This is a genomic window from Bacillus thermotolerans (genome assembly GCF_000812025.2).
Lineage (GTDB): Bacteria > Bacillota > Bacilli > Bacillales > Domibacillaceae > Quasibacillus > Quasibacillus thermotolerans.
Map to the genome: position 1 here is coordinate 1 of NZ_JWJE02000039.1, position 20,060 is coordinate 20,060.

At 46.1% G+C, this 20,060-nt stretch carries 22 protein-coding genes and 1 other RNA gene; 19 read left to right on the forward strand and 4 right to left on the reverse strand.

What is annotated here, in order from left to right; all coding sequences use genetic code 11:
• Positions 1–264 precede the first annotated feature (264 nt).
• From QY97_RS13915 to pheA, 4 genes are all read left to right on the forward strand, one after another.
• Positions 265–810, forward strand: coding sequence for a Spo0B C-terminal domain-containing protein (locus QY97_RS13915; RefSeq protein WP_039235572.1), 546 nt, complete (start codon positions 265–267; stop codon positions 808–810).
• Positions 811–862: 52 nt separating this feature from the next.
• Positions 863–2,152 (forward strand): GTPase ObgE, encoded by a 1,290-nt coding sequence (gene obgE, locus QY97_RS13920; RefSeq protein ID WP_039235575.1) that lies wholly within the window; start codon positions 863–865, stop codon positions 2,150–2,152.
• A gap of 119 nt (positions 2,153–2,271) precedes the next feature.
• Positions 2,272–2,727, forward strand: a complete 456-nt coding sequence (locus tag QY97_RS13925; RefSeq protein ID WP_039235647.1) for an ACT domain-containing protein — start codon at positions 2,272–2,274, stop codon at positions 2,725–2,727.
• A gap of 58 nt (positions 2,728–2,785) precedes the next feature.
• The gene (gene pheA / locus QY97_RS13930; RefSeq protein WP_039235578.1) at positions 2,786–3,652 is read left to right on the forward strand and encodes a prephenate dehydratase; all 867 of its coding nucleotides are present in this window, start codon (positions 2,786–2,788) and stop codon (positions 3,650–3,652) included.
• 43 nt (positions 3,653–3,695) lie between these two features.
• Here the strand turns inward: pheA and QY97_RS13935 are convergent, their stop codons facing one another.
• A complete protein-coding gene (locus QY97_RS13935) occupies positions 3,696–4,235 on the reverse strand; it encodes a transcription repressor NadR (RefSeq protein WP_039235580.1) in 540 nt (179 codons plus the stop codon).
• 58 nt (positions 4,236–4,293) lie between these two features.
• Positions 4,294–5,418, reverse strand: coding sequence for an IscS subfamily cysteine desulfurase (locus QY97_RS13940; RefSeq protein WP_039235583.1), 1,125 nt, complete (start codon positions 5,416–5,418; stop codon positions 4,294–4,296).
• A 107-nt stretch (positions 5,419–5,525) separates the two neighbouring features.
• Between QY97_RS13940 and nadB the strand changes: the two genes are divergently transcribed.
• The 7 genes from nadB to QY97_RS13975 all read left to right on the forward strand — a co-directional run bounded on the left by nadB (position 5,526) and on the right by QY97_RS13975 (position 14,069).
• Entirely contained in the window at positions 5,526–7,121 is a 1,596-nt protein-coding gene (gene nadB / locus QY97_RS13945) for an L-aspartate oxidase (RefSeq protein WP_039235588.1), read from the forward strand.
• Positions 7,090–7,968, forward strand: a complete 879-nt coding sequence (gene nadC, locus QY97_RS13950; RefSeq protein ID WP_039235590.1) for a carboxylating nicotinate-nucleotide diphosphorylase — start codon at positions 7,090–7,092, stop codon at positions 7,966–7,968. Before nadB ends, nadC begins: the two co-directional genes overlap by 32 nt.
• Positions 7,946–9,049, forward strand: a complete 1,104-nt coding sequence (nadA, locus tag QY97_RS13955; RefSeq protein ID WP_039235592.1) for a quinolinate synthase NadA — start codon at positions 7,946–7,948, stop codon at positions 9,047–9,049. Before nadC ends, nadA begins: the two co-directional genes overlap by 23 nt.
• A 228-nt stretch (positions 9,050–9,277) precedes the next feature.
• On the forward strand, positions 9,278–10,939 hold the full coding sequence (safA, locus tag QY97_RS19635; protein WP_052728980.1) for a SafA/ExsA family spore coat assembly protein: 1,662 nt from the start codon (positions 9,278–9,280) through the stop codon (positions 10,937–10,939).
• Positions 10,929–11,894: an aminoglycoside phosphotransferase family protein gene (locus QY97_RS13965; RefSeq protein WP_039235595.1), complete on the forward strand. Its 966-nt coding sequence runs from the start codon at positions 10,929–10,931 to the stop codon at positions 11,892–11,894. Before safA ends, QY97_RS13965 begins: the two co-directional genes overlap by 11 nt.
• Positions 11,895–11,967: 73 nt before the next feature.
• Entirely contained in the window at positions 11,968–12,675 is a 708-nt protein-coding gene (locus QY97_RS13970; RefSeq protein ID WP_039235597.1) for a YhcN/YlaJ family sporulation lipoprotein, read from the forward strand.
• Positions 12,676–12,800: 125 nt separating this feature from the next.
• On the forward strand, positions 12,801–14,069 hold the full coding sequence (locus QY97_RS13975; protein WP_039235600.1) for a LysM peptidoglycan-binding domain-containing protein: 1,269 nt from the start codon (positions 12,801–12,803) through the stop codon (positions 14,067–14,069).
• A 51-nt stretch (positions 14,070–14,120) separates the two neighbouring features.
• Here QY97_RS13975 and ssrS read toward each other — a convergent pair.
• A non-coding RNA gene (gene ssrS, locus QY97_RS20005) (6S RNA) lies at positions 14,121–14,305 on the reverse strand.
• A gap of 123 nt (positions 14,306–14,428) precedes the next feature.
• On the opposite strand from ssrS, the gene QY97_RS13980 reads away from it, so the two are divergent.
• The 8 genes from QY97_RS13980 (at position 14,429) to yajC (ending at position 19,560) form a co-directional block, all read left to right on the forward strand.
• Positions 14,429–14,656: a hypothetical protein gene (locus QY97_RS13980; protein WP_039235603.1), complete on the forward strand. Its 228-nt coding sequence runs from the start codon at positions 14,429–14,431 to the stop codon at positions 14,654–14,656.
• A 91-nt stretch (positions 14,657–14,747) separates the two neighbouring features.
• A complete protein-coding gene (locus tag QY97_RS13985) occupies positions 14,748–15,029 on the forward strand; it encodes a BofC N-terminal domain-containing protein (RefSeq protein WP_052725825.1) in 282 nt (93 codons plus the stop codon).
• A gap of 121 nt (positions 15,030–15,150) precedes the next feature.
• Positions 15,151–15,762: a Holliday junction branch migration protein RuvA gene (ruvA, locus tag QY97_RS13990; RefSeq protein ID WP_039235607.1), complete on the forward strand. Its 612-nt coding sequence runs from the start codon at positions 15,151–15,153 to the stop codon at positions 15,760–15,762.
• A gap of 23 nt (positions 15,763–15,785) precedes the next feature.
• Complete coding sequence (gene ruvB, locus QY97_RS13995; protein ID WP_039235610.1) at positions 15,786–16,787, forward strand: Holliday junction branch migration DNA helicase RuvB; 1,002 nt, start codon at positions 15,786–15,788, stop codon at positions 16,785–16,787.
• Entirely contained in the window at positions 16,784–16,990 is a 207-nt protein-coding gene (locus QY97_RS14000) for a DUF2905 domain-containing protein (RefSeq protein WP_039235613.1), read from the forward strand. Before ruvB ends, QY97_RS14000 begins: the two co-directional genes overlap by 4 nt.
• Positions 16,991–17,009: 19 nt before the next feature.
• Positions 17,010–18,038 (forward strand): tRNA preQ1(34) S-adenosylmethionine ribosyltransferase-isomerase QueA, encoded by a 1,029-nt coding sequence (queA, locus tag QY97_RS14005; protein ID WP_039235616.1) that lies wholly within the window; start codon positions 17,010–17,012, stop codon positions 18,036–18,038.
• 88 nt (positions 18,039–18,126) lie between these two features.
• Positions 18,127–19,266 carry a tRNA guanosine(34) transglycosylase Tgt gene (gene tgt / locus QY97_RS14010; RefSeq protein ID WP_039235619.1) on the forward strand — a complete coding sequence of 380 codons (1,140 nt, stop codon included), beginning with the start codon at positions 18,127–18,129 and terminating at the stop codon, positions 19,264–19,266.
• Positions 19,267–19,296: 30 nt separating this feature from the next.
• Entirely contained in the window at positions 19,297–19,560 is a 264-nt protein-coding gene (gene yajC / locus QY97_RS14015) for a preprotein translocase subunit YajC (protein ID WP_408606276.1), read from the forward strand.
• Positions 19,561–19,617: 57 nt separating this feature from the next.
• On the opposite strand, the gene QY97_RS14020 is transcribed toward yajC, so the two are convergent.
• The gene (locus QY97_RS14020; RefSeq protein WP_039235627.1) at positions 19,618–19,989 is read right to left on the reverse strand and encodes a TIGR04086 family membrane protein; all 372 of its coding nucleotides are present in this window, start codon (positions 19,987–19,989) and stop codon (positions 19,618–19,620) included.
• Positions 19,990–20,060 lie beyond the last annotated feature (71 nt).

The window sequence follows — 20,060 nt, forward strand, 5'->3', positions numbered from 1 at the left end:
GTGTCTTTTTTGTGTGCAAAAAAATAGGTACTCTCCAACATTTTTGGTGAGTACCTATTTTTAAGTTACTGGGGTTTTGTCCCAGCCTCTTTTCTTTATTTGCAATTTTAATTGATTTAAAATGTTTCATATCTCTATATGGAACAAATTTCTGTTATACTAATGGAAAGTCTGAACGTCTCGTCAGCTTAAATAGAGGATAGCGGATATGCACTACAAAAAGAAAAATCCCCATATCCGCAGAGCACAAGGGGGGACCTGTGCATGAACGAAAAGAAAGAGAGCTTAACTGTCATCGAAGTGCTTCAACATTCCCGTCACGACTGGATGAATCATATTCAGCTGATTAAAGGGTTTCTCTCTTTGGGTAAAATCCAAGAAGCCGAGCGAGCTATTGAACAAACGGTCATGCAGGCTAGGCAAGAAGCTCATGTATGCAGCTTGCCCTTTCCTGAATTGGCGGAAATGCTCGTTACATTTAATTGGAAAAAACATCTGTTTCGGCTTGATTGTGAAGTAGTGGATAGGAATATCCATATAGAAGCAGAAGAGGCTTGCCTTGTGCAATGGCTGAGCTTCATCTTTGATGCGCTCGAGAACGGGGTAGAACCTTATGCTGAGAATCATCTGTATTTGGCCATTGAAGAAGCTGAGAAAGGTATCCGTTTCTTTTTTGAATTCAGTGGAATAATAACAGAGATAGAAGCACTGAACAGCCAGCTAGAGGAAGCGTTAGGTGCTTCTCATGTGCAGAGATGGAAGGTTCATTCTTATTCAGCGAAAGAGATGCAGTTTGAAGCAATTATATAGAAGAATAGTGCGGCCGATGAGCCTGCTTTAGCTGCATTAACAGGAGGATTATATGTTTGTAGATCAAGTCAAAATATACGTAAAAGGCGGAGACGGCGGAAACGGAATGGTTGCCTTCCGTCGGGAAAAGTATGTACCTAAAGGAGGCCCAGCCGGTGGAGACGGCGGCCAGGGCGCAGATGTTGTGTTTGAAGTGGATGAGGGACTAAGAACATTAATGGATTTCCGCTACCAGCGTCATTTTAAGGCACCGCGCGGGGAGCACGGCATGAGCAAAAACCAGCACGGCAAGAATGCGGAGGATATGGTTGTAAAGGTGCCGCCTGGTACGGTCGTATTAGATGATGACACGAAAGAAGTCATCGCCGATTTAACGAAGCATGGACAGCGGGCTGTTATCGCTAAAGGCGGAAGAGGCGGCCGCGGAAATACGCGCTTTGCTACGCCGGCTAATCCGGCGCCGGAGCTTTCTGAGAATGGTGAGCCTGGTCAAGAGCGGTATATTGTTATGGAGTTAAAGCTGCTGGCGGATGCTGGCCTAGTCGGCTTCCCAAGTGTAGGAAAATCAACCCTCTTGTCCGTTATCTCTTCTGCTCGTCCAAAGATCGCTGCTTATCACTTCACTACGATTGTTCCTAATTTAGGGGTAGTGGAAACAGATGATGGACGAAGCTTTGTGATGGCCGACCTGCCGGGACTTATTGAAGGGGCCCATGAAGGAGTGGGACTGGGTCACCAGTTTTTACGGCATATTGAAAGAACACGTGTCATTGTTCATGTCATTGATATGTCTGGCATGGAAGGCCGTGACCCGTATGAAGATTATGTTACTATTAATCAGGAGCTAAAGGAATATAATTTAAGGTTAACCGAGCGTCCGCAGCTTATCGTAGCCAACAAGATGGATATGCCCGACGCAGAAGAGAACCTAGCTGCTTTTAAAGAGAAGCTGCAGGACGATGTACCTATCTTTCCTATTTCCGCCATTACGCGTGAGGGGCTAAAAGAGCTGTTGTTTGCTATCGCTGATAAGGTGGATGAAACACCTGAATTTCCTCTCGAAGATTTTGAGGAAGAGAAAGGCATTCACCGCGTGATGTATAAACATGAGGAAGAACAGGAAGAGTTCAAAATCACGCGTGATCCTGATGGAGCCTTTGTGGTATCCGGAGCAAAAATTGAGCGGCTCTTTAAAATGACGGATTTCTCGCGTGAGGACTCTGTCCGCCGCTTTGCGCGGCAGCTGCGTTCAATGGGAGTAGATGATGCCCTTCGTGAACGTGGAGCTGCAGACGGTGATTTGGTTCGTCTGCTTGAGTATGAATTTGAGTTTATCGAATAAGAAAGAGATTGACTTCAGCGGGCTTGGTCTGCAGAGGAGAGGCAGAAGAAGGCGGGGAAAGCCGCCTTGCCGCTCTGCGGGCCGGTATCCGCTTCCGCTTTAAAAGTGAGGGAGGAGCAATGTCCAAAAGAGACGCTGAACATAAATTTTATCTTGTACGAGAGGATGTGCTGCCTGAAGCGATGAAAAAGACGCTTGAGGCGAAAGAGCTGATTGACCGGGGACGGGCTGAATCTGTATGGGAAGCAGTCAAGCAAGTAGATTTGAGCCGCAGTGCTTTCTATAAGTACCGCGATACTATTTATCCTTTCCACAAGGTGGTAAAGGAACGGATCATTACTTTATTTTTTCACCTGGAAGACCGGTCGGGCACATTGTCTGAGCTGCTTAGACTTGTTGCTGAATACAGAGGCAACATTTTAACCATTCACCAAACCATTCCGCTTCAAGGCAGAGCTAACGTGACTCTGTCCTTAAATGTAAGTGAAATGACTATTGATCTCGATGAAATGCTATCGGCTCTAAAAAATCTGGACTTTATCGATACGGTAGAGGTACTTGGTTCTGGTGGATAACACGGCTTGTTAATAAATAACATAAAAGTTGCCAATTTTCTTAAAGGGAGAGAGAACATTGAGAAAGATTGCTTTTCTTGGACCTACCGCTACTTTCAGTGATTTGGCCGTTCGTCATGCATTTCCTGAAGAGGAACGGATTCCTTACTCAACTATTCCCGCCTGCATGGATGCGGTGATCAAGAAAGAGGTAGATCTAGCTGTAGTACCGATTGAAAATACGCTTGAAGGAACGGTCAATTTAACGATTGATTACTTGTTCCATGAAGCGGATTTATATGTCGTAGGAGAAGCGACAGCTCCTATTCAGCAGCATTTACTTGTACATAAACGATATGCCCAGGAGTGGGAAGAGACGGAAAAAATCATGTCTCATTCGCATGCCATTGCGCAATGTCATAAATTTTTACATACATATTTTGCTGATAAGCCCCATGAGAAGATGACTTCTACCGCAGCTGCTGCGCAATACATATACGATCATCCAGAACAGCGTCTTGCAGCGATCGCGAACTCCTTATCGGCGAAAGAGTACGACTTAGCCATTGCAAAAGAGAATATTCATGACCATAGCTTTAACCATACGCGCTTTTTCGTCTTGTCAAGGGAGAAAGAAGCATTAGCGTTGCCGTTACCGCTGAAAGAACCGAAGGACAAAACGACGATATTTGTTACGCTGCCGTCTGATCAGGCAGGAACTCTTCACCAGGTGTTGTCTGCTTTCTCCTGGCGTCGCATTAACTTAACGAAAATCGAATCTCGGCCGTTAAAGACAGGTCTTGGTCATTATTTCTTTATTATTGATATTAGCCAGGCGATTGATGATGTGCTTATTCCCGGTGCTTTTGCAGAGATGGAAGCACTTGGCTGTACCGTGAAGGTTTTAGGGAGCTACCGTTCGTATTCCATTGAGTATAACAAGTAAATAAAAAACAAATAGGGAAGCCTCTTTCGGCTTCCCTATTTGTTTAGTCCGCTAATAAGAATCCGGCTTCTTTTAAAGCAGCCTCTGCTTCGTCAAGCAGTTCTTCATTTTTAGCAGCGATTGTATGAAGGTGTACACCGTCCGTTAATTCGGAGAGATAGGAGGCGTTTGTCTCGTGAACTTTTTCCATAAATTGTGTTACCTCTTTTCGGCTGGAGACCATGATAGATGCAGTTAAATCACCATAAATAGGGTGCTCCACCTTCACATCTTTCACAAGCAAGCCGAGGTCTACAAGCAGGTTCAGTTCTTTTTCTGTATCTTCCGGTACATGATGGCAGGCAACCGAGCGTTCGATCCATTGCTCAGGCGCAGCGGGCGCTATATATAAATAACCTTGGCTTGTAGCAACAATTGGTTCATTGCGTGCTTTCAACAGTGTTATATCATTCACGATGACTTGACGGCTGACATTCGTCCGTCTTGCCAGCTCGCTGCCTGTCAGCGGTTCCTTGCTTGTTTGCAGCCAATCCAAAATTAACTGGCGCCGTTTCTCCCCTAAAATCTTTTTTCCCGAAGTCATCCTTAATCCCTCCGTGTCTCTTTCCTACGTTTATTCTAGCATAAGCTTTGCAGTGTTTCTAACAAGTCGCCATGCCGCATAGCTGGAGCAGGCCGTCGCCGAGTTTTTCCATCTCTTCGTGAGTGGTGAACCTGCCGAAGGAGATGCGGAAGAATTGCTTTGCCTCCTCCAATGAGCAGCCCATCGCCATGATGGCTTTCGTACCATTCTCGGAGCGGGAGTCGCAGGCGCTCCCTGTTGAAATGGCGAAGCCCTGTTCATTCAATTTGAGCATGACAAGCTGTCCTTCCATACCGTTTCTCTTCATGCCAATGATTGAGGGCAGCTGCTGCTCATCATCAGCTTCAATCCATTCGAATGGCGAGCCGGTGAGCTGTTTTTTCAGCCGCCGCCGTAAGGACCATTCCTTATCCAGACTGAATGATCGGCAGGCTGCCTCTGCGGCTGCTGTGAAGGCAGCGATCGCCGGCACATTGACAGTTCCCCCTCGAAGGCCTTTTTCATGGGTGAGACCTGGGAAAAGCGGCTGCCAGCGTGTGCATGGGTGGATATATACAGCTCCAGTTCCTTTTGGTCCAAACAGCTTGTGAGAGGTGACAGAGAAGCTGTCGACCCACTTCATAATCGGGCGCAAGTCTATCTTCCCGAATGCTTGCACACAATCCGAGTGCAGCAAGATTCCTTTTTCTTTTAAAAGAGGGCCGATTTTCTGGATGGGCTGCACCGTCCCAATTTCCTGGTTTATATATTGGAGAGAAACAAGTACCGTATCTGGACGTATGGCAGCAGCCAGTTCGTGAAGGTCAATGACTCCCTGGGCGTTCAGAGGGAGTTTCGTTATTTGAAACCCTTCCTTCTCTAGATAAGCCATAGCTGAGTGGACAGATGAATGCTCAGCCTGTGAGGTAATAAGGTGGCTGCCTCTTTTTTTGGCTGACCTGGCTAGCGAACAAATGGCTAGGATATTGCTTTCTGTTCCTCCTGATGTGAAATAGATGCCTTCCGGCTTTGCACCAGTTAATTGGGCAAGCGAGTCCCGGCATCGTTCAAGAATGAATTGTGCCCGGCCGCCTTCATTGTGAAGGCTTGAGCTGTTGCCAAAAAAGTCTCTATTCGCTTTTATATAAACTTGAAGGGCTTCCTCGCTCATTTTTGTAGTAGCAGCATAATCGAAGTAAAACACCAGGCTGTCTCCTCTCTGAATAAAAGATTAAAAAAATTCTTGTCTTTAGTTTAAATGTGTGTAAATATATGTGTCAAGACACATGTAAAATAACTGGAGGGGGAACAGTGGACAAACAAGCGGATATTGTCATCATTGGAAGCGGCCTATCAGCTTTACAGCTAGCCTGTCATTTACGTTCGCTCTATCATGTGATCATTATCACAAAGACGACGATCAGACAGAGCAATTCATATTTAGCCCAGGGCGGTATTGCAGCGGTTATCGATAAGAATGATAGCATGCATTCACATATAGAAGATACGTTAAAAGCGGGAAGGTACCATCATTCCATGGAGGGAGTAGAGCGCTTAGTAAAAGAAGGAGCTCAAGCAGTGAAGGAAATGATAGCGGACGGATTTATGATTGATAGAAAGGAAGACGGCACTCCTTCCTTTGGTCTTGAAGGGGCTCATAGCAGGAAAAGGATTATTCATTCAGGTGGGGATGCGACAGGAAAGCAGGCGATTGAGCATCTTCTTCGCCGTCTGCCCCCCAATGTAGAACTAGTTGAAGGAGAGATGGCTTATGAGTGTCTGCTGGATTCCAGCCGAAACGTATGTATAGGCGTAAAAACGAAGGATGCAACTGGAAATGTTCATCGTTATTTTGCTCCGCATATTGTGCTGGCTACCGGAGGAGCGGGATCCGTTTATCCCTTTACATCTAATGCCCCAACCGCTACGGGGGACGGCATTGCTATGGCTTTTCGTGCAGGAGCAGAAGTGGCAGATATGGAGTTTGTTCAATTCCATCCTACCTTACTCTTCGTTAATGGAAAAACAAGAGGACTGATTTCTGAAGCGGTCAGGGGAGCAGGAGCCCGAATTGTAGATGAGGACGGATGCTTTCTCATGGAAAAGGTGCATCCGCAAAAGGATTTAGCCCCGAGACATGTGACTGCCTTCGAGATTTACCGAGCACGAATGGCGGGCAAGTCTGTTTATTTAGATATCCGTTCTATCCCGGCATTTAGAGAACAATTTCCTACAATTACCGCTCTTTGTGAAGAGAATGGTATATCGATTGGGGATGGGAGAATTCCTGTTGCCCCTGGCAGTCACTTTTTAATGGGAGGAATCTCTGTAGATATCAATGGACGGACAACGGTGCGCGGCTTGTATGCAATCGGTGAGACATCTTACAGCGGTGTACATGGAGCAAACCGCCTTGCCAGCAATTCACTGCTTGAAGGGCTCGTGGCAGGACAACGGCTAGCGGCATTTTTGAACCGTTCTGCTGTCTTACGCCGCCAGCCGTCCCAATGGTTCCATTACAGTGAACAGCTATCCCCTCGTGAAGCAAAGGGACTAATGATAAAGGAATTGCAGAAAAAAATGATGGAAGCAGTCGGCGTCATCCGAGACAAAGAAACGATGGAGCGTCACTTGCGTGAGCTTGAAGCAAGGGGCTGGAAAAGGTGGATCCGCCAAGGGCTGGATTTACTTAGCATAGAGGAAATTGAATATGTAAATATGTATATAACCAGCTATTTGATCAGCCGGGGGGCTTTGATAAGAGAGGAAAGCCGCGGAGCGCATATTCGCATGGATTTTTGTGAAGAGAGGGAAGCTTGGAGCGGTCAAAAAATAGTTCAGACAACAGAAGGAATAAAGATAAGGGGAGAGCGGCATGAACGAGATACAATTGGAACATATGCTTAAACAATTTTTTATCGAAGACATCGGAGAAGGAGATATAAGCGGTGAGTCCTTATTCTCTGCGGAGGAGAGGGGAGCTTTCACACTTATTGCCAAAGAAGGAGGCATTTTTTGCGGCAGGGCTATTTTGGTACGCGGATTTATGATGATCGACCCAGGGTCTTGTATCCAGGTTCATATAGAAGATGGAGCAGAAGTGACACCAGGCACCATCATCGCGGAAGTCGAAGGAACGATGAGAGGTCTGCTGAAAGGAGAGCGTGTCATTCTTAATCTCATACAGCGCATGTCCGGCATTGCTACAGCCACAGCTGCTGCGGTAAAGGAAACAGAAGGTACACAGGCAAAGGTGTGTGATACACGTAAAACGACACCAGGGCTGCGCATGCTTGAAAAGTACGCGGTCAGAATGGGAGGCGGCTTTAATCACCGTCGGGGTCTGTATGATGCAGTCATGCTTAAGGACAACCATATTGCGTTTGCCGGAGGAATTCGAGAGGCTGTAGGAAAAATTCGTGAATCTGTAGGCCATACCGTAAAAGTTGAAGTGGAGATTGAAACGAAAGAACAATTAATGGAAGCAGTGGAAGCGAAGGCGGATATCATTATGTTTGATAACCGGACGCCTGAAGAGATTAAGGAATGGCTTCCGCTTGTGCCTGATTATATCGCTACCGAAGCCTCAGGCGGCATTACGATCGATAATGTCCGCTTGTTTGCAGAAAGTGGAATCGAATGGATCTCGCTTGGTGCACTGACTCATTCAGCTCGTGCGTTAGATATTAGTGCCAAAGTATCGGTGGCACCTTTAAAGGGGGAAACAGAATATGTCAATCTTAGAAAAGCTTAAGCAGCCATCTTTTGAATTGCCGGAGAAGTATCAGCAAATGAGCAGAGAAGAGATAGAGGAACGAGTAAGAGGTATTAAAGAAAAGATGGGAGAAGCTCTTTTTATTCCAGGCCACCACTATCAGCGTGATGAAGTCATTCAATTTGCCGATGCGGTAGGAGACTCCCTGCAGTTGGCTCAAATATCGGCAAGAAATAAAAAGGCTAAATATATCGTGTTTTGTGGTGTGCATTTCATGGCCGAAACAGCGGACATGTTAACCTCTCCCGATCAGGTCGTTGTATTGCCTGATATGCGTGCAGGTTGTTCGATGGCAGATATGGCTGATATTTACCAAACAGAAGAGGCTTGGAAAGAGCTTCAATCGATGTTCGGCGACACGATTTTGCCTTTGACATATGTAAACTCTACTGCAGCAATTAAAGCATTCGTCGGGCGCAATGGAGGAGCGACTGTTACTTCTTCGAACGCCCGTGAGATTGTGAAATGGGCATTCACTAAGAAGGAAAGAATTTTATTTCTTCCTGACCAGCATTTAGGATGCAATACAGCCTTTGACTTGGGAATCGGGCTGGATGAGATGGCGGTGTGGAACCCGATCACCGCGGAGCTGGAATACGAAGGCAGCTGGAAAGATGTCAAGGTTATTCTGTGGAAAGGACATTGTTCTGTTCACGAGAATTTTACTGTTCATAATATTGAACATGTGCGTCGTACGTATCCAGACATGAGAATCATTGTGCATCCTGAATGTTCACGTGAAGTCGTAGGCCTGTCTGATGAGAACGGATCAACAAAATATATCATTGAGACCATTGAACAGGCAGATCCAGGAAGTTCTTGGGCGATCGGCACGGAGATGAATCTGGTCAATCGTCTTATTCAGCAGCATCCCGATAAACATATCATTTCTCTTAACCCTAATATGTGTCCATGTCTAACGATGAACCGGATTGATTTACCACATCTTCTATGGTCACTAGAAAGCGTGATGGGGAATGAGCCGGTCAATAGAATTAAGGTAGATGAAAAGACAACGAAAGAGGCTTCTTTGGCGTTATCACGCATGCTGGATCGATAAGGGCTGATCGGGAACGGCTGCCTCCACATGCTGCATATGCGGCTGAAGGAGGCGGCAGATTGAAAATCGAAAAGGGCGGAACGAAAGGGTGTGGGAGACAGCTTTTCGTTCCGCCCTCTTTTTCTGTTCATAATCTACAATCCGGAGGCATAAGATTTGGTGTAAGTTCATTTGCAGATTCGTATCTACCATATATACTATACCGATCAGTGCCTAAGGAGGGAGAATATGAGGATCCATATTGTTCAAAAAGGAGATACACTCTGGACGATCGCTAAAAAATATGGAGTGAGCTTTGATGAATTAAAAAAAATGAATACGCAGCTGTCTAATCCAGACGTGATTATGCCTGGAATGAAAATTAAGGTGCCTACACCGGCAGGGGGCGTAAAGAAAGAAACACCGAAACCAGCAAAGGAAATGCCATTCTCACCGCCAAAGGCTGAAACTCCTAAACAGCAGCCTGCACCGGCAAAGGAACAGCCGAAACAAGTAAAGGAACAGCCTGCGCCGGTCAAGGAACAGCCAAAGCAAGTAAAAGAACAGCCTGCACCGGCAAAGGAACAGCCGAAACAAGTAAAGGAACAGCCTGCACCGGCAAAGGAACAGCCGAAACAAGTAAAGGAACAGCCTGCGCCGGTCAAGGAACAGCCAAAGCAAGTAAAAGAACAGCCTGCACCGGTGAAGGAGCAGCCGAAACAGCAGGCTGAACCTCTGCCGCCTATCATATCAGAGGAAGACATAAAGAAGAAGTTCCAGTTAGATATGGAGATTGTCAAAGAGAAGGTTCAGCCGAAAGCCCCGCCGGCTCCGGTGAAGCCGGATAATATTTTTCCGGGTCTGACGGAAAAGGAAGAAGTAGTAGAGAATCAGGTCCAGCCGATTGCTCCGCCGCCAATGCCGGAAATAACTGTCACCCCGTCACCAAAAGAAGGAGGTACCAAACAAATGAATCCATATATGCCCAAGTATCCTATGATGCCCCATCATGGAGGTGGAATGCATCACGGTCTTCATCCGCAGTGGTATGCGCCGGCTCCGGTTTACCCAGCGCCTAATATGCAGCCACCGCAGCCTGCAACATATGAGAACACCATGCATGAGAACACCATGCATGAGAACACCATGCATGAGAACACCATGCATGAGAACGCTATGCATGAAAATGTGATGCACGAAAATATGATGCATGAGAATATAATGCATGAAAATATGATGGAGTCACCAGATACTTCGCCAGGCTATCCAATGTATCCTTCTCCGGAACATTTGCAGGGAGCACAAGAGAACAATGCGGCTTACATGATGCCTCATTATCAGGCACCAGCGTATCACCCGCACTCATGTCATTCATGCACACCAGTGGCGCCGGCAGGGTATCATTGGGGATACAATAATGCGCCGCCACAAATGCCATCACCAGAATACCATCCTTCTCCTTCTTATACGATGGGTGCTTATCATACACCACCAATGATGCCGCCATCATATATGCACGGGTATCATCCGTATGCGGCTGCATATCCAAATAATGCGATGCATGCCCAGCCAATGATGTATCCTGATAATGCGATGCATGCTCAGCCAATGGTGTATCCTGATAATACGATGCATGCTCAGCCGATGATGTACCCAGACAATGCAATGCATGCTCAGCCGATGATGTACCCAGACAATGCAATGCATGCTCAGCCGATGATGTACCCAGACAATGCGATGCATGCCCAGCCAATGATGTATCCTGATAATGCGATGCATGCTCAGCCAATGATGTATCCTGATAATACGATGCACCACCAGCATCATGGAAATCATCCGCAATACTCTCCTCATTTGCCAGGAAAGCCGGATTGTGACTGCTATCGCTCGGAGGAAGAGGATGAAGAATAAAGGCCAAGCAGGAGACGAACTTTCCCCTCGTCTCCTGCTTTTATTATCCTCTGTTTTGAATGAAGAAATAGACAGTGTCATCTCACTAAAAAGAGGAAAGTGGCTAGTTAACACCGATACTCAAGGGTGGTTTTTAAAGCAATATAAGTCATTAGACCAGCTGAAAAAGCAAATGCTCATATGTAAGGCCCTGGAGAGACGTCAGTTTACACACATGATCTCATTCCATCCCGCTTCTCCTATCCGGTTTAAACAGCAGGTGTTCGCCCTTATGCCTTATATCTCCCCTGCTAAGCCCGCGTTGACTTTCCGAACGTATAAGGAAAGAGAGGAAGCCCTGCAATTGCTTTCTGCTTTTCACCAAACAGCTCACTCCTTTAAAAGAGGAGAAGTGGGCAACCTCCCGATCTTTGACCAATTTGCCTATTGGGGGGAAAGGTTAAAGGATTTTGAACAGCTTATTCCGCGGCTGTCCCGTTTCTTTCCAGGAAAGATATTAACCCGCTCATTAGAAATGGGGGAATGGGCATTACAGCGAGCTGACGAGCGCTTCTGGCAGCAGCAAAAACAAGTTATTGTTCATGGAGATGTCGCTTCGCATAACTTTTTCCGAGCAGCAGATCGAAAACTGTATTTAATCGATTGGGACTTGGCCGCGTTTGCCCCTATAGCTTCTGATTATATCCAATGGATCAATCGGGTATTGCCAATGGTTAACTGGGATATGGAAGAGCTAAGAAAGCACGCGGTGCTCGCTCCCTATGTGAATGACGTAAAGTGGCTGCCGTTCTTATTGTTCCCGGTAGATATTTTCCGCGAATGTCGGCGCTTTATGCAATTGAACTCCTCTTATAAAAAAGCAGCCTATACCCATGCCTATGACCTGACTGTCCGTTCCTTTCTAAAAAGGGAACGTTTCTTTCAAAAGTGGAAAAAAGAGTGGGAGGACATATAAGAATAAGACTCCTGGGCTTTCGCAAACTAAGAAGGGCATGATCTGCCCGATTAAAAAGTCCAGGAGTGAGCATATGCATATTACTCTAAAAGCTTTCGCTGTACTTTCTTTAACAGCCGGACTTGCCGCTTGCGGAGGAGAAGAGGAAAGCGGCTACGGTGGACATGTGAATGAATATGAGCCGCAGGGGTACTATTCTAATGCTAGCCATGGAGATGATGATCGGCATGATGGGCCAATGACGGAGTGGTATGATCACTCCGTGGGTCAAGAAGCAAAAAATCTTCGGGAAGAGAAAGAGCGGTATTTGCACGTTGAAGAAGGTGAGCACCCGCAAAACCCATCCAAACCATTAACATATGAGGATCACGGCTTCTTAGAACGGGATAATAAGCATCCTCACAGCAACGATGTGAATTATCATGGAAATAGAGGCATGTCCGATATTCAAGCGAAAAATTCTTATTACACGAATTATAATGGAAAGCTGGCGGAAACAGTTGCCAAGAAAGCCGAGGCAGTAGAAGGAGTAAAGGCAGCCAGGGCATTTATCAGCAAGAAAGAAATGGTTGTAGCCGCGCAGCTGAGAAAAGAAAGTAATCCGGAGGCTGTGAGGAAGGAAGTAAGACGGCTTGTAAAGGATTATGCGGATGGAAGAGAACTAAAGGTAACCACGGATAACGGCACATTCAATTATATACGAAACCTGGATAACTCCTTGCGTGACGGCGGCCCTATTGACTTAGAAGATACCCGCTTTAGCCGTGAACGCTCGCTTTAATAACGACAAAAAAGAACAGAAGCCTGCGGGCGTCTGTTCTTTTTTGTTTTTCTCGTATGTACAACGTCCGAGGCGCTTCAGTCTGCATATGTATAATGATAGGACTAATATAAGGAGAGGTATTCATGATTATACATGTTATTCGCAGCGGAGAAACAATCAACCAGCTGGCAAGACGCTACGGTGTCCAAGTTTCACAAATCGTGCAGGCGAATGAACTGCCTAATGCTGACCAGCTGGCAGTCGGCCAGGCCATTCTTATTCCTGTGGCCTCCAGGCGGCATACCGTGCAAACAGGAGAAACTTTATGGCAAATTGCTCGGCGTTATGGAGTATCTTTAGAAGAGCTGATAAGAGTAAACAATATCCAAAACCCCGCAGTCATCTACCCGGGGTTTACACTGCAAATTCCTGAAGATAGGCCAGTCATTGACGTGAATGCTTATATACTTGATATGGGCGAAGAGGGCGCCCGCCAAGTAAGAGAAGTAGGAGAACATTTAACCTACCTCTCTCCATTTGCTTATATCATGAGGGCGGATGGAGACTTGACCCCTATGAATGATCAAGCTGTTATTGAAGCCGCCCAATCAGAGCAGGTGGTCCCTATGATGTCGATCACGAACTTTACAGCCAGCGACCCTGGTTCTCGGCTTGCTGCAACGATTCTGGGCAGCACTGAGCTGCAGGAAACGCTTTTAAATAATATTATTGAAATCATGAGAGAAAAAGGGTACAAAGGGCTGAATGTAGATTTTGAAAATGTTTTCCCCGCAGATCGAGAAAGATATAATCAGTTTTTAGAACGTGCGGTTGCCCGTTTGCATCCGGAAGGTTTTTTTGTTTCAACAGCTGTCGCACCAAAAACCAGTGCCGAGCAGCAAGGATTGCTGTATGAAGCGCACGACTATGCGGCACATGGAAGAATTGTTGATTTTGTTATTTTGATGACTTATGAATGGGGGTACCGGCTAGGGCCGCCTCAAGCCATTTCCCCACTTAACCAGATTCGGCGCGTCATAGACTATGCGGTTTCCGTCATCCCGCGAGAGAAGATTTTCTTTGGGTTTCAGGTGTACGCACGCGACTGGCTTTTGCCGCATAGAGAGGGGCAGGAGGCGCAAACATTTGATATGCAGGAAGCAGTTCGAAGGGCAATCAGGTATGGAGCGTCGATTCAATACGATGAAAGTTCCCAATCTCCTTTTTATCGATACACAGATGAGAGAGGGCGCTCACATGAAGTCTGGTTTGAGGACGCCCGAAGCACACAAGCAAAATTTGATTTAGTCAAAGAATACGACCTTCGAGGCATCAGTTATTGGGTGCTTGGTTATCCTTTCCCACAAAACTGGCAGCTGTTGGAGAGTAATTTCCAGGTGCGTAAGCTGTGAAAGCATCAAAAAAGCCGGCTTCTTAAGAAGAAGCCGGCTTAAAGCGCGTCATTAAGTGCCGCGATTGCCGTACGTTTAATGAAGTTTTAAAACCACACTCCAACAAGTGGGTGTTCGCAGAAGATCTCCTATCGTCCTCTAAGGAAGAGGCATGATATTCCTTCTTCAATGTTAAAACTCCCTATTTCAGCTTAAAGGTTAAAACTTAATTAATGTTACGTACAACGCAGCTGATAAATATAATATACAGGATAATCGGGGAAATTGCAAGTCCCTGTCGAGAAGTCAGTTTTGTGTTTAATAGAAAAACGGAAAGGGAAAAGACTATTATACACTATTTAAAAGCGAGGGGTTTAAACATGAAGAAAGTGATGAATGTAACGCTGCAATATGATTCAGATAAGATCAAAGGCGACTTTACTGAAACGTTAAACAAGTTGGTGAAAAATGAAGGCATGGAAGTTGTTTCAGTGGGTGAAGCAGGGAATACAAACTATGAGCAGCCCTATGACCGGAGAAAGAAAGCTGACCAGGCGCTTCCTGATGTAGGCACATCAGGTGCGGGCGGAATGGTCTCTCCAAACTAAATAGTTGATGCAAGACCGCTTTATCTAGCGGTCTTTTTGTTTGTTCTTTCTCTTTTTTGGCAAAGCTGAAAGCAAAAAGGAGAGAGTATAAATGAAACGGTTAGTATTCTTTCTGTTGTTTGCACTTCTGGTTGCAGCGGGGACTCGCTTGTCCATGGCAGATAGTATCAATATGGCTGAGCCTCAGGAAGCAGCCGGTCCTCATAAAGTGACGGTTATTTTACAGGAGAGACAGCCGGACGGTCAGGTGGCCTCAGCTTCCCATATAGAGACCATCTGGGCTATGGAGGATTTCTGGGCTGCTTATCAGGACTACCGGCTGGTTGATATGAATGAAGAGACAATTATCTTTGAAAAGAAGGAACAGCATTAAGCACTCGTGCAGCCTTCTTTCTTCTTTTTCAGAACAAACGTTTCTTTTTCGTTTTGTCAGTGGGTAAATCATGGTATGATACAATGAAGAGAAAGGTGCAGTGAAGAGGAGAGAAAAAGGTTTGTATGAATATATAAAGGGATCGGTTGTATCTGTTACGCCGGAATATATTGTTATTGAGAACAATGGGATAGGTTATCAATTGCTGACACCGAACCCGTTCGCTTTCTCGAAATATGAAGAGCAGACAGTGACTGTATATGTGTATCAGCATGTTCGTGAAGACGTGCTTGCCCTGTACGGTTTTATTTCTATGGAAGAGAAGCGATTATTCGAAAAGCTGATTTCCGTATCGGGGATTGGGCCAAAAGGCGCGCTTGCTGTACTTGCAAGCGGCGATCCTCAGCAGGTTGTGACAGCAATCGAAGAAGAGGATGAAGCCTTTTTAACGAAGTTTCCAGGAGTGGGCAAGAAGACAGCTCGGCAAATGATTCTGGATTTAAAAGGAAAGCTGGCTGAGGTAGTGCCGGAATTCTTCCCGAATTTATTCCAGCCGGATCTTCAAGAGAAGAAAGCAGGAAGTTCCAATGAACTGGAGGAAGCTCTTCTTGCTTTGGAAGCGCTGGGGTATTCAGCAAGAGAAATTAAGAAGGTCAGCTCTAAGCTGAAGCTGGAGCAATTGTCAACAGATCAATACATTCGAAAAGGGCTGCAGCTTTTGTTAAATGGATAAAAGATTGAGGGAGTGATCATGCGATGGAAGAACGCATTGTTTCCGGGGCAGCTGAAGTGAACGAGCTGCATGAAGAACAGTCGCTTCGTCCTCAAACGTTAGCTCAGTACATCGGCCAGGAGCAGGTAAAAAACAACTTGGCGATCTTTATTGAAGCGGCCAGACAGCGGCAGGAGACGCTTGACCATGTGCTGCTGTATGGACCGCCAGGGCTGGGAAAAACTACGCTTGCAGCTGTCATTGCGAATGAAATGGGCGTACAAATGAGGACTACGTCAGGACCAGCGATTGAACGTCCAGGAGATTTAGCGGCTATTTTAACCGCCCTTGAACCGGGAGATGTTTTGTTTATTGATGAAATACATCGTTTGCCGCGTGCGATTGAAGAAATACTCTATCCGGCAATGGAGGATTTCTGCCTGGATATTGTTATTGGAAAAGGTCCTAGTGCCCGTTCAGTCCGGCTGGATCTGCCGCCATTTACGCTTATTGGAGCTACTACACGGGCAGGTTCACTGTCGGCGCCGCTTCGTGACCGTTTCGGCGTCTTAAGCCGTCTTGAATATTACAATAAGGACCAGCTAAAGGACGTGGTTATGCGTACAGCTGATATATTCGGGACGGAAATTGACCCGTCTGGCGCCGAGGAGGTTGCCCGCCGCTCCAGAGGAACTCCGCGAATAGCGAACCGGCTTTTGAAGAGGGTGCGGGATTATGCTCAGGTGCGCGGCAATGGAACCGTTACGTTTGAAGTGGCTGAGGAGGCACTGGAGCTTCTGCAGGTAGATCGAATGGGACTGGACCATATCGATCATAAGCTGCTGAAGGCAATTATTGAGCGGTTCAGAGGCGGGCCGGTCGGTATTGATACCATTGCAGCGAGTATAGGTGAAGAAGCAGAGACGATTGAAGATGTATACGAGCCATATTTGCTTCAGATCGGCTTTTTACAGCGCACACCACGCGGCAGAGTGGTGAGTGAGTTGGTATACAGCCATTTCCATATGGAGGTGCCGGCTGAATGAGCGGCATTGGTAAAATGCTGATGATTGTTGGGGCTGTTGTTTTCGTGGCAGGGCTCATTATGCAGTTTGTAAAGATCGGCAAGCTGCCCGGCGATATCGTTTTTAAAAAAGGAAACACAACATTTTATTTTCCGATTATGACCTCCATTATTGTTAGTGTGGTGTTGTCATTTCTTTTCTATATAATTGGAAAATGGAAATAAACAGATAGGGATGAAGAACGTGAGAGTAGAGGATTTTGATTTCAATTTACCTGAGGAACTAATTGCCCAGACACCGCTGGCTAACCGGTCCGACAGCCGGTTGATGGTACTTGATAAGGAAACAGGCGCTGTTTCTCATGAAGTATTTAAAAACATTGCTTCTTACTTGCAGCCCGGTGATTGCCTTGTGTTAAATGATACAAAGGTTATGCCGGCCCGCTTGTACGGAATAAAGGCAGACACTGGTGCAAAGGTAGAAGTACTGCTGCTTAAGCAGGAAGAAGGAGACAAATGGGAAACACTTGTCAAGCCAGCTAAGCGAATCAAAGCAGGAACAGAGCTTGCCTTTGGTGACGGCCGGCTCACAGCTGTATGCGTGGAAGAAAGAGAGCACGGCGGCCGGATCTTGGAGTTCTCGTACGAGGGAATTTTTTATGAGGTATTGGATGAGCTTGGTGAAATGCCGTTACCGCCTTATATTAAAGAACAGCTCGAGGAGCGCGATCGCTATCAAACAGTTTTCGCAAAGGAACGCGGAAGTGCTGCTGCGCCTACAGCCGGTTTGCATTTTACAGAAGAGCTCCTGGAAGAGCTCAGAAATATGGGGGTGCACACCGCCTTTCTGACGTTGCATGTTGGTCTTGGAACCTTCCGGCCGGTATCCGTTGATTCGGTTGAAGAACATGAGATGCATGCGGAATTTTACCGTTTATCGGAGGGAACAGCCCGTCTGATCCAGCAGGTGAAAGAAGAGGGAGGCCGCATCATTAGTGTAGGAACCACTTCAACGAGAACGCTAGAAACGATTGCCCGTGATCATCAAGGGCGCATTGAAGCTGCTTCAGGCTGGACAGATATCTTTATTTATCCGGGATTTAAGTTTCAGGCGATTGACGGAATGATCACAAACTTTCACTTGCCGAAATCCACTCTTATTATGCTTGTGAGCGCATTGGCAGGGAAAGAACATATTATGGCAGCCTATAAAGAGGCTGTAGAGCAGAAGTACCGCTTCTTTAGCTTTGGCGATGCGATGCTCATTAAGTAAACAATACCAGGCAGTGAGGCAGGGTGCTCACTAGAGCAGCTGCTTAGAAGAGGCCTTTGCCTTTTGAGAGGAAAGGAGGGGCAGTAATTTGCCCGCAATTAAATATGAATTAATCAAAACGTGTAAGCAGACAGGTGCACGGCTTGGACGCGTACACACACCACATGGGAGCTTTGAAACACCCGTATTTATGCCGGTGGGGACTTTGGCCACTGTTAAAACTATGACGCCGGAGGAGCTTAAGGAGTTAGGTGCTCAAATTATTTTAAGTAATACGTATCATCTGTGGCTGCGCCCGGGCCATGAGCTGATTAAAGAAGCTGGAGGCCTTCATAAATTTATGAATTGGGATCGTTCCATTCTGACTGACTCCGGCGGCTTCCAGGTCTTTTCATTAAGCGAATTCCGCAAAATTGAAGAAGAGGGCGTTCATTTTCGTAATCATTTAAATGGAGACAAGCTGTTCTTATCTCCGGAAAAAGCGATGGAAATTCAAAATGCATTAGGGCCAGATATTATGATGGCTTTTGACGAGTGTCCGCCTTATCCGGCTGAACATGAATATATGAAGAAGTCAGTGGAACGTACATCTAGATGGGCAGAGCGATGTCTGGAGGCGCACGCTCGTCCTGAAGATCAAGGGCTATTTGGCATCGTGCAGGGCGGTGAATATGAGGACTTGCGCCGCCAAAGCGCTAGGGATCTTGTTTCGTTAGATTTTCCTGGCTATGCCATCGGAGGCTTATCCGTAGGTGAGCCAAAGGACGTCATGAACCGGGTACTTGATTTTACTACTCCATTGCTGCCGGCTGATAAGCCGCGCTATTTAATGGGAGTTGGCTCGCCGGATTCATTAATTGATGGATCCATCCGGGGCGTGGATATGTTTGATTGTGTGCTGCCGACGAGAATCGCCCGCAATGGCACCCTCATGACGAGCGAAGGCCGTCTTGTCGTAAAGAATGCGAAATATGCGCGTGATTTTGGCCCTCTGGATGAAAACTGCGGCTGTTACGCCTGCCGGAATTATTCACGTGCTTATATCCGCCACTTAATCAGAACAAATGAAACGTTGGGAATAAGGCTTACAACTTATCATAACCTGTATTTTCTGGTAGAATTGATGTCGAAAGTAAGAGAAGCGATTAGAGAAGATCGCCTCGGGGACTTTAGAGAAGAATTTTTCGAAACATATGGATTTAACCGGCCAGATGCGAAAAACTTCTAATATCATCGTTCTCGGAAAGGGGTGAAAACGATGGAATCAATTATTATGCTTATTATTATGTTTGTGCTGTTCTACTTCTTGCTTATCCGCCCACAGCAAAAGCGTCAAAAAGCAGTGACGGAAATGCAAAACAGCCTGCAAAAAGGAGATAAAGTTGTTACAATCGGTGGATTGCACGGGTTTATCGATGCGATTGATGAAGGCACTGTTGTGATCAAGTGTGGGGATGGAAGCCGTCTTACATATGATCGTAACGCTATTCGTGAAGTCGTTGAAAAGGCTGCAGGCGTATAAAGAAAACTATACAAACGAAAAAAGAGCAAATCATCCAAAACGGATGATTTGCTCTTTTTATTTTGTAGATGAAGCATTTACGCCAAGAATGCCGCCCATCATAGCGGTAATAATAAAGCAGAGATGATAGACGAGCTGCTCCCACTGAAGACCGGCATCGTAACCAAGGAATTGATAAGTCATTAAAACGAGGCTGTATAAAAGGCCAGCCGTCCCTCCCGTTAACCAGCCTTTTTGGCCGGAGAGCTTTCCTGATACAAAGCCGCCGATGAATAAGACAATAAAGGAAGTGATGGTGATGGTCATCTGCAGGGATGCTTCTGTCAGGGAGCTGAAACGTAAAATTAACGAAAAGACGAGGCTGCAGGCAGCCGCAAAAACAAAAATGGCCAAAGTACCGTACATAATTCCATAGCTAAATGACTTCACTTGAAAAAACCTCCTTTGTTTCCGATGTTTTCCTTTTAACTTTTCTTCTGTTTAGCTCACACTAAGAGTAA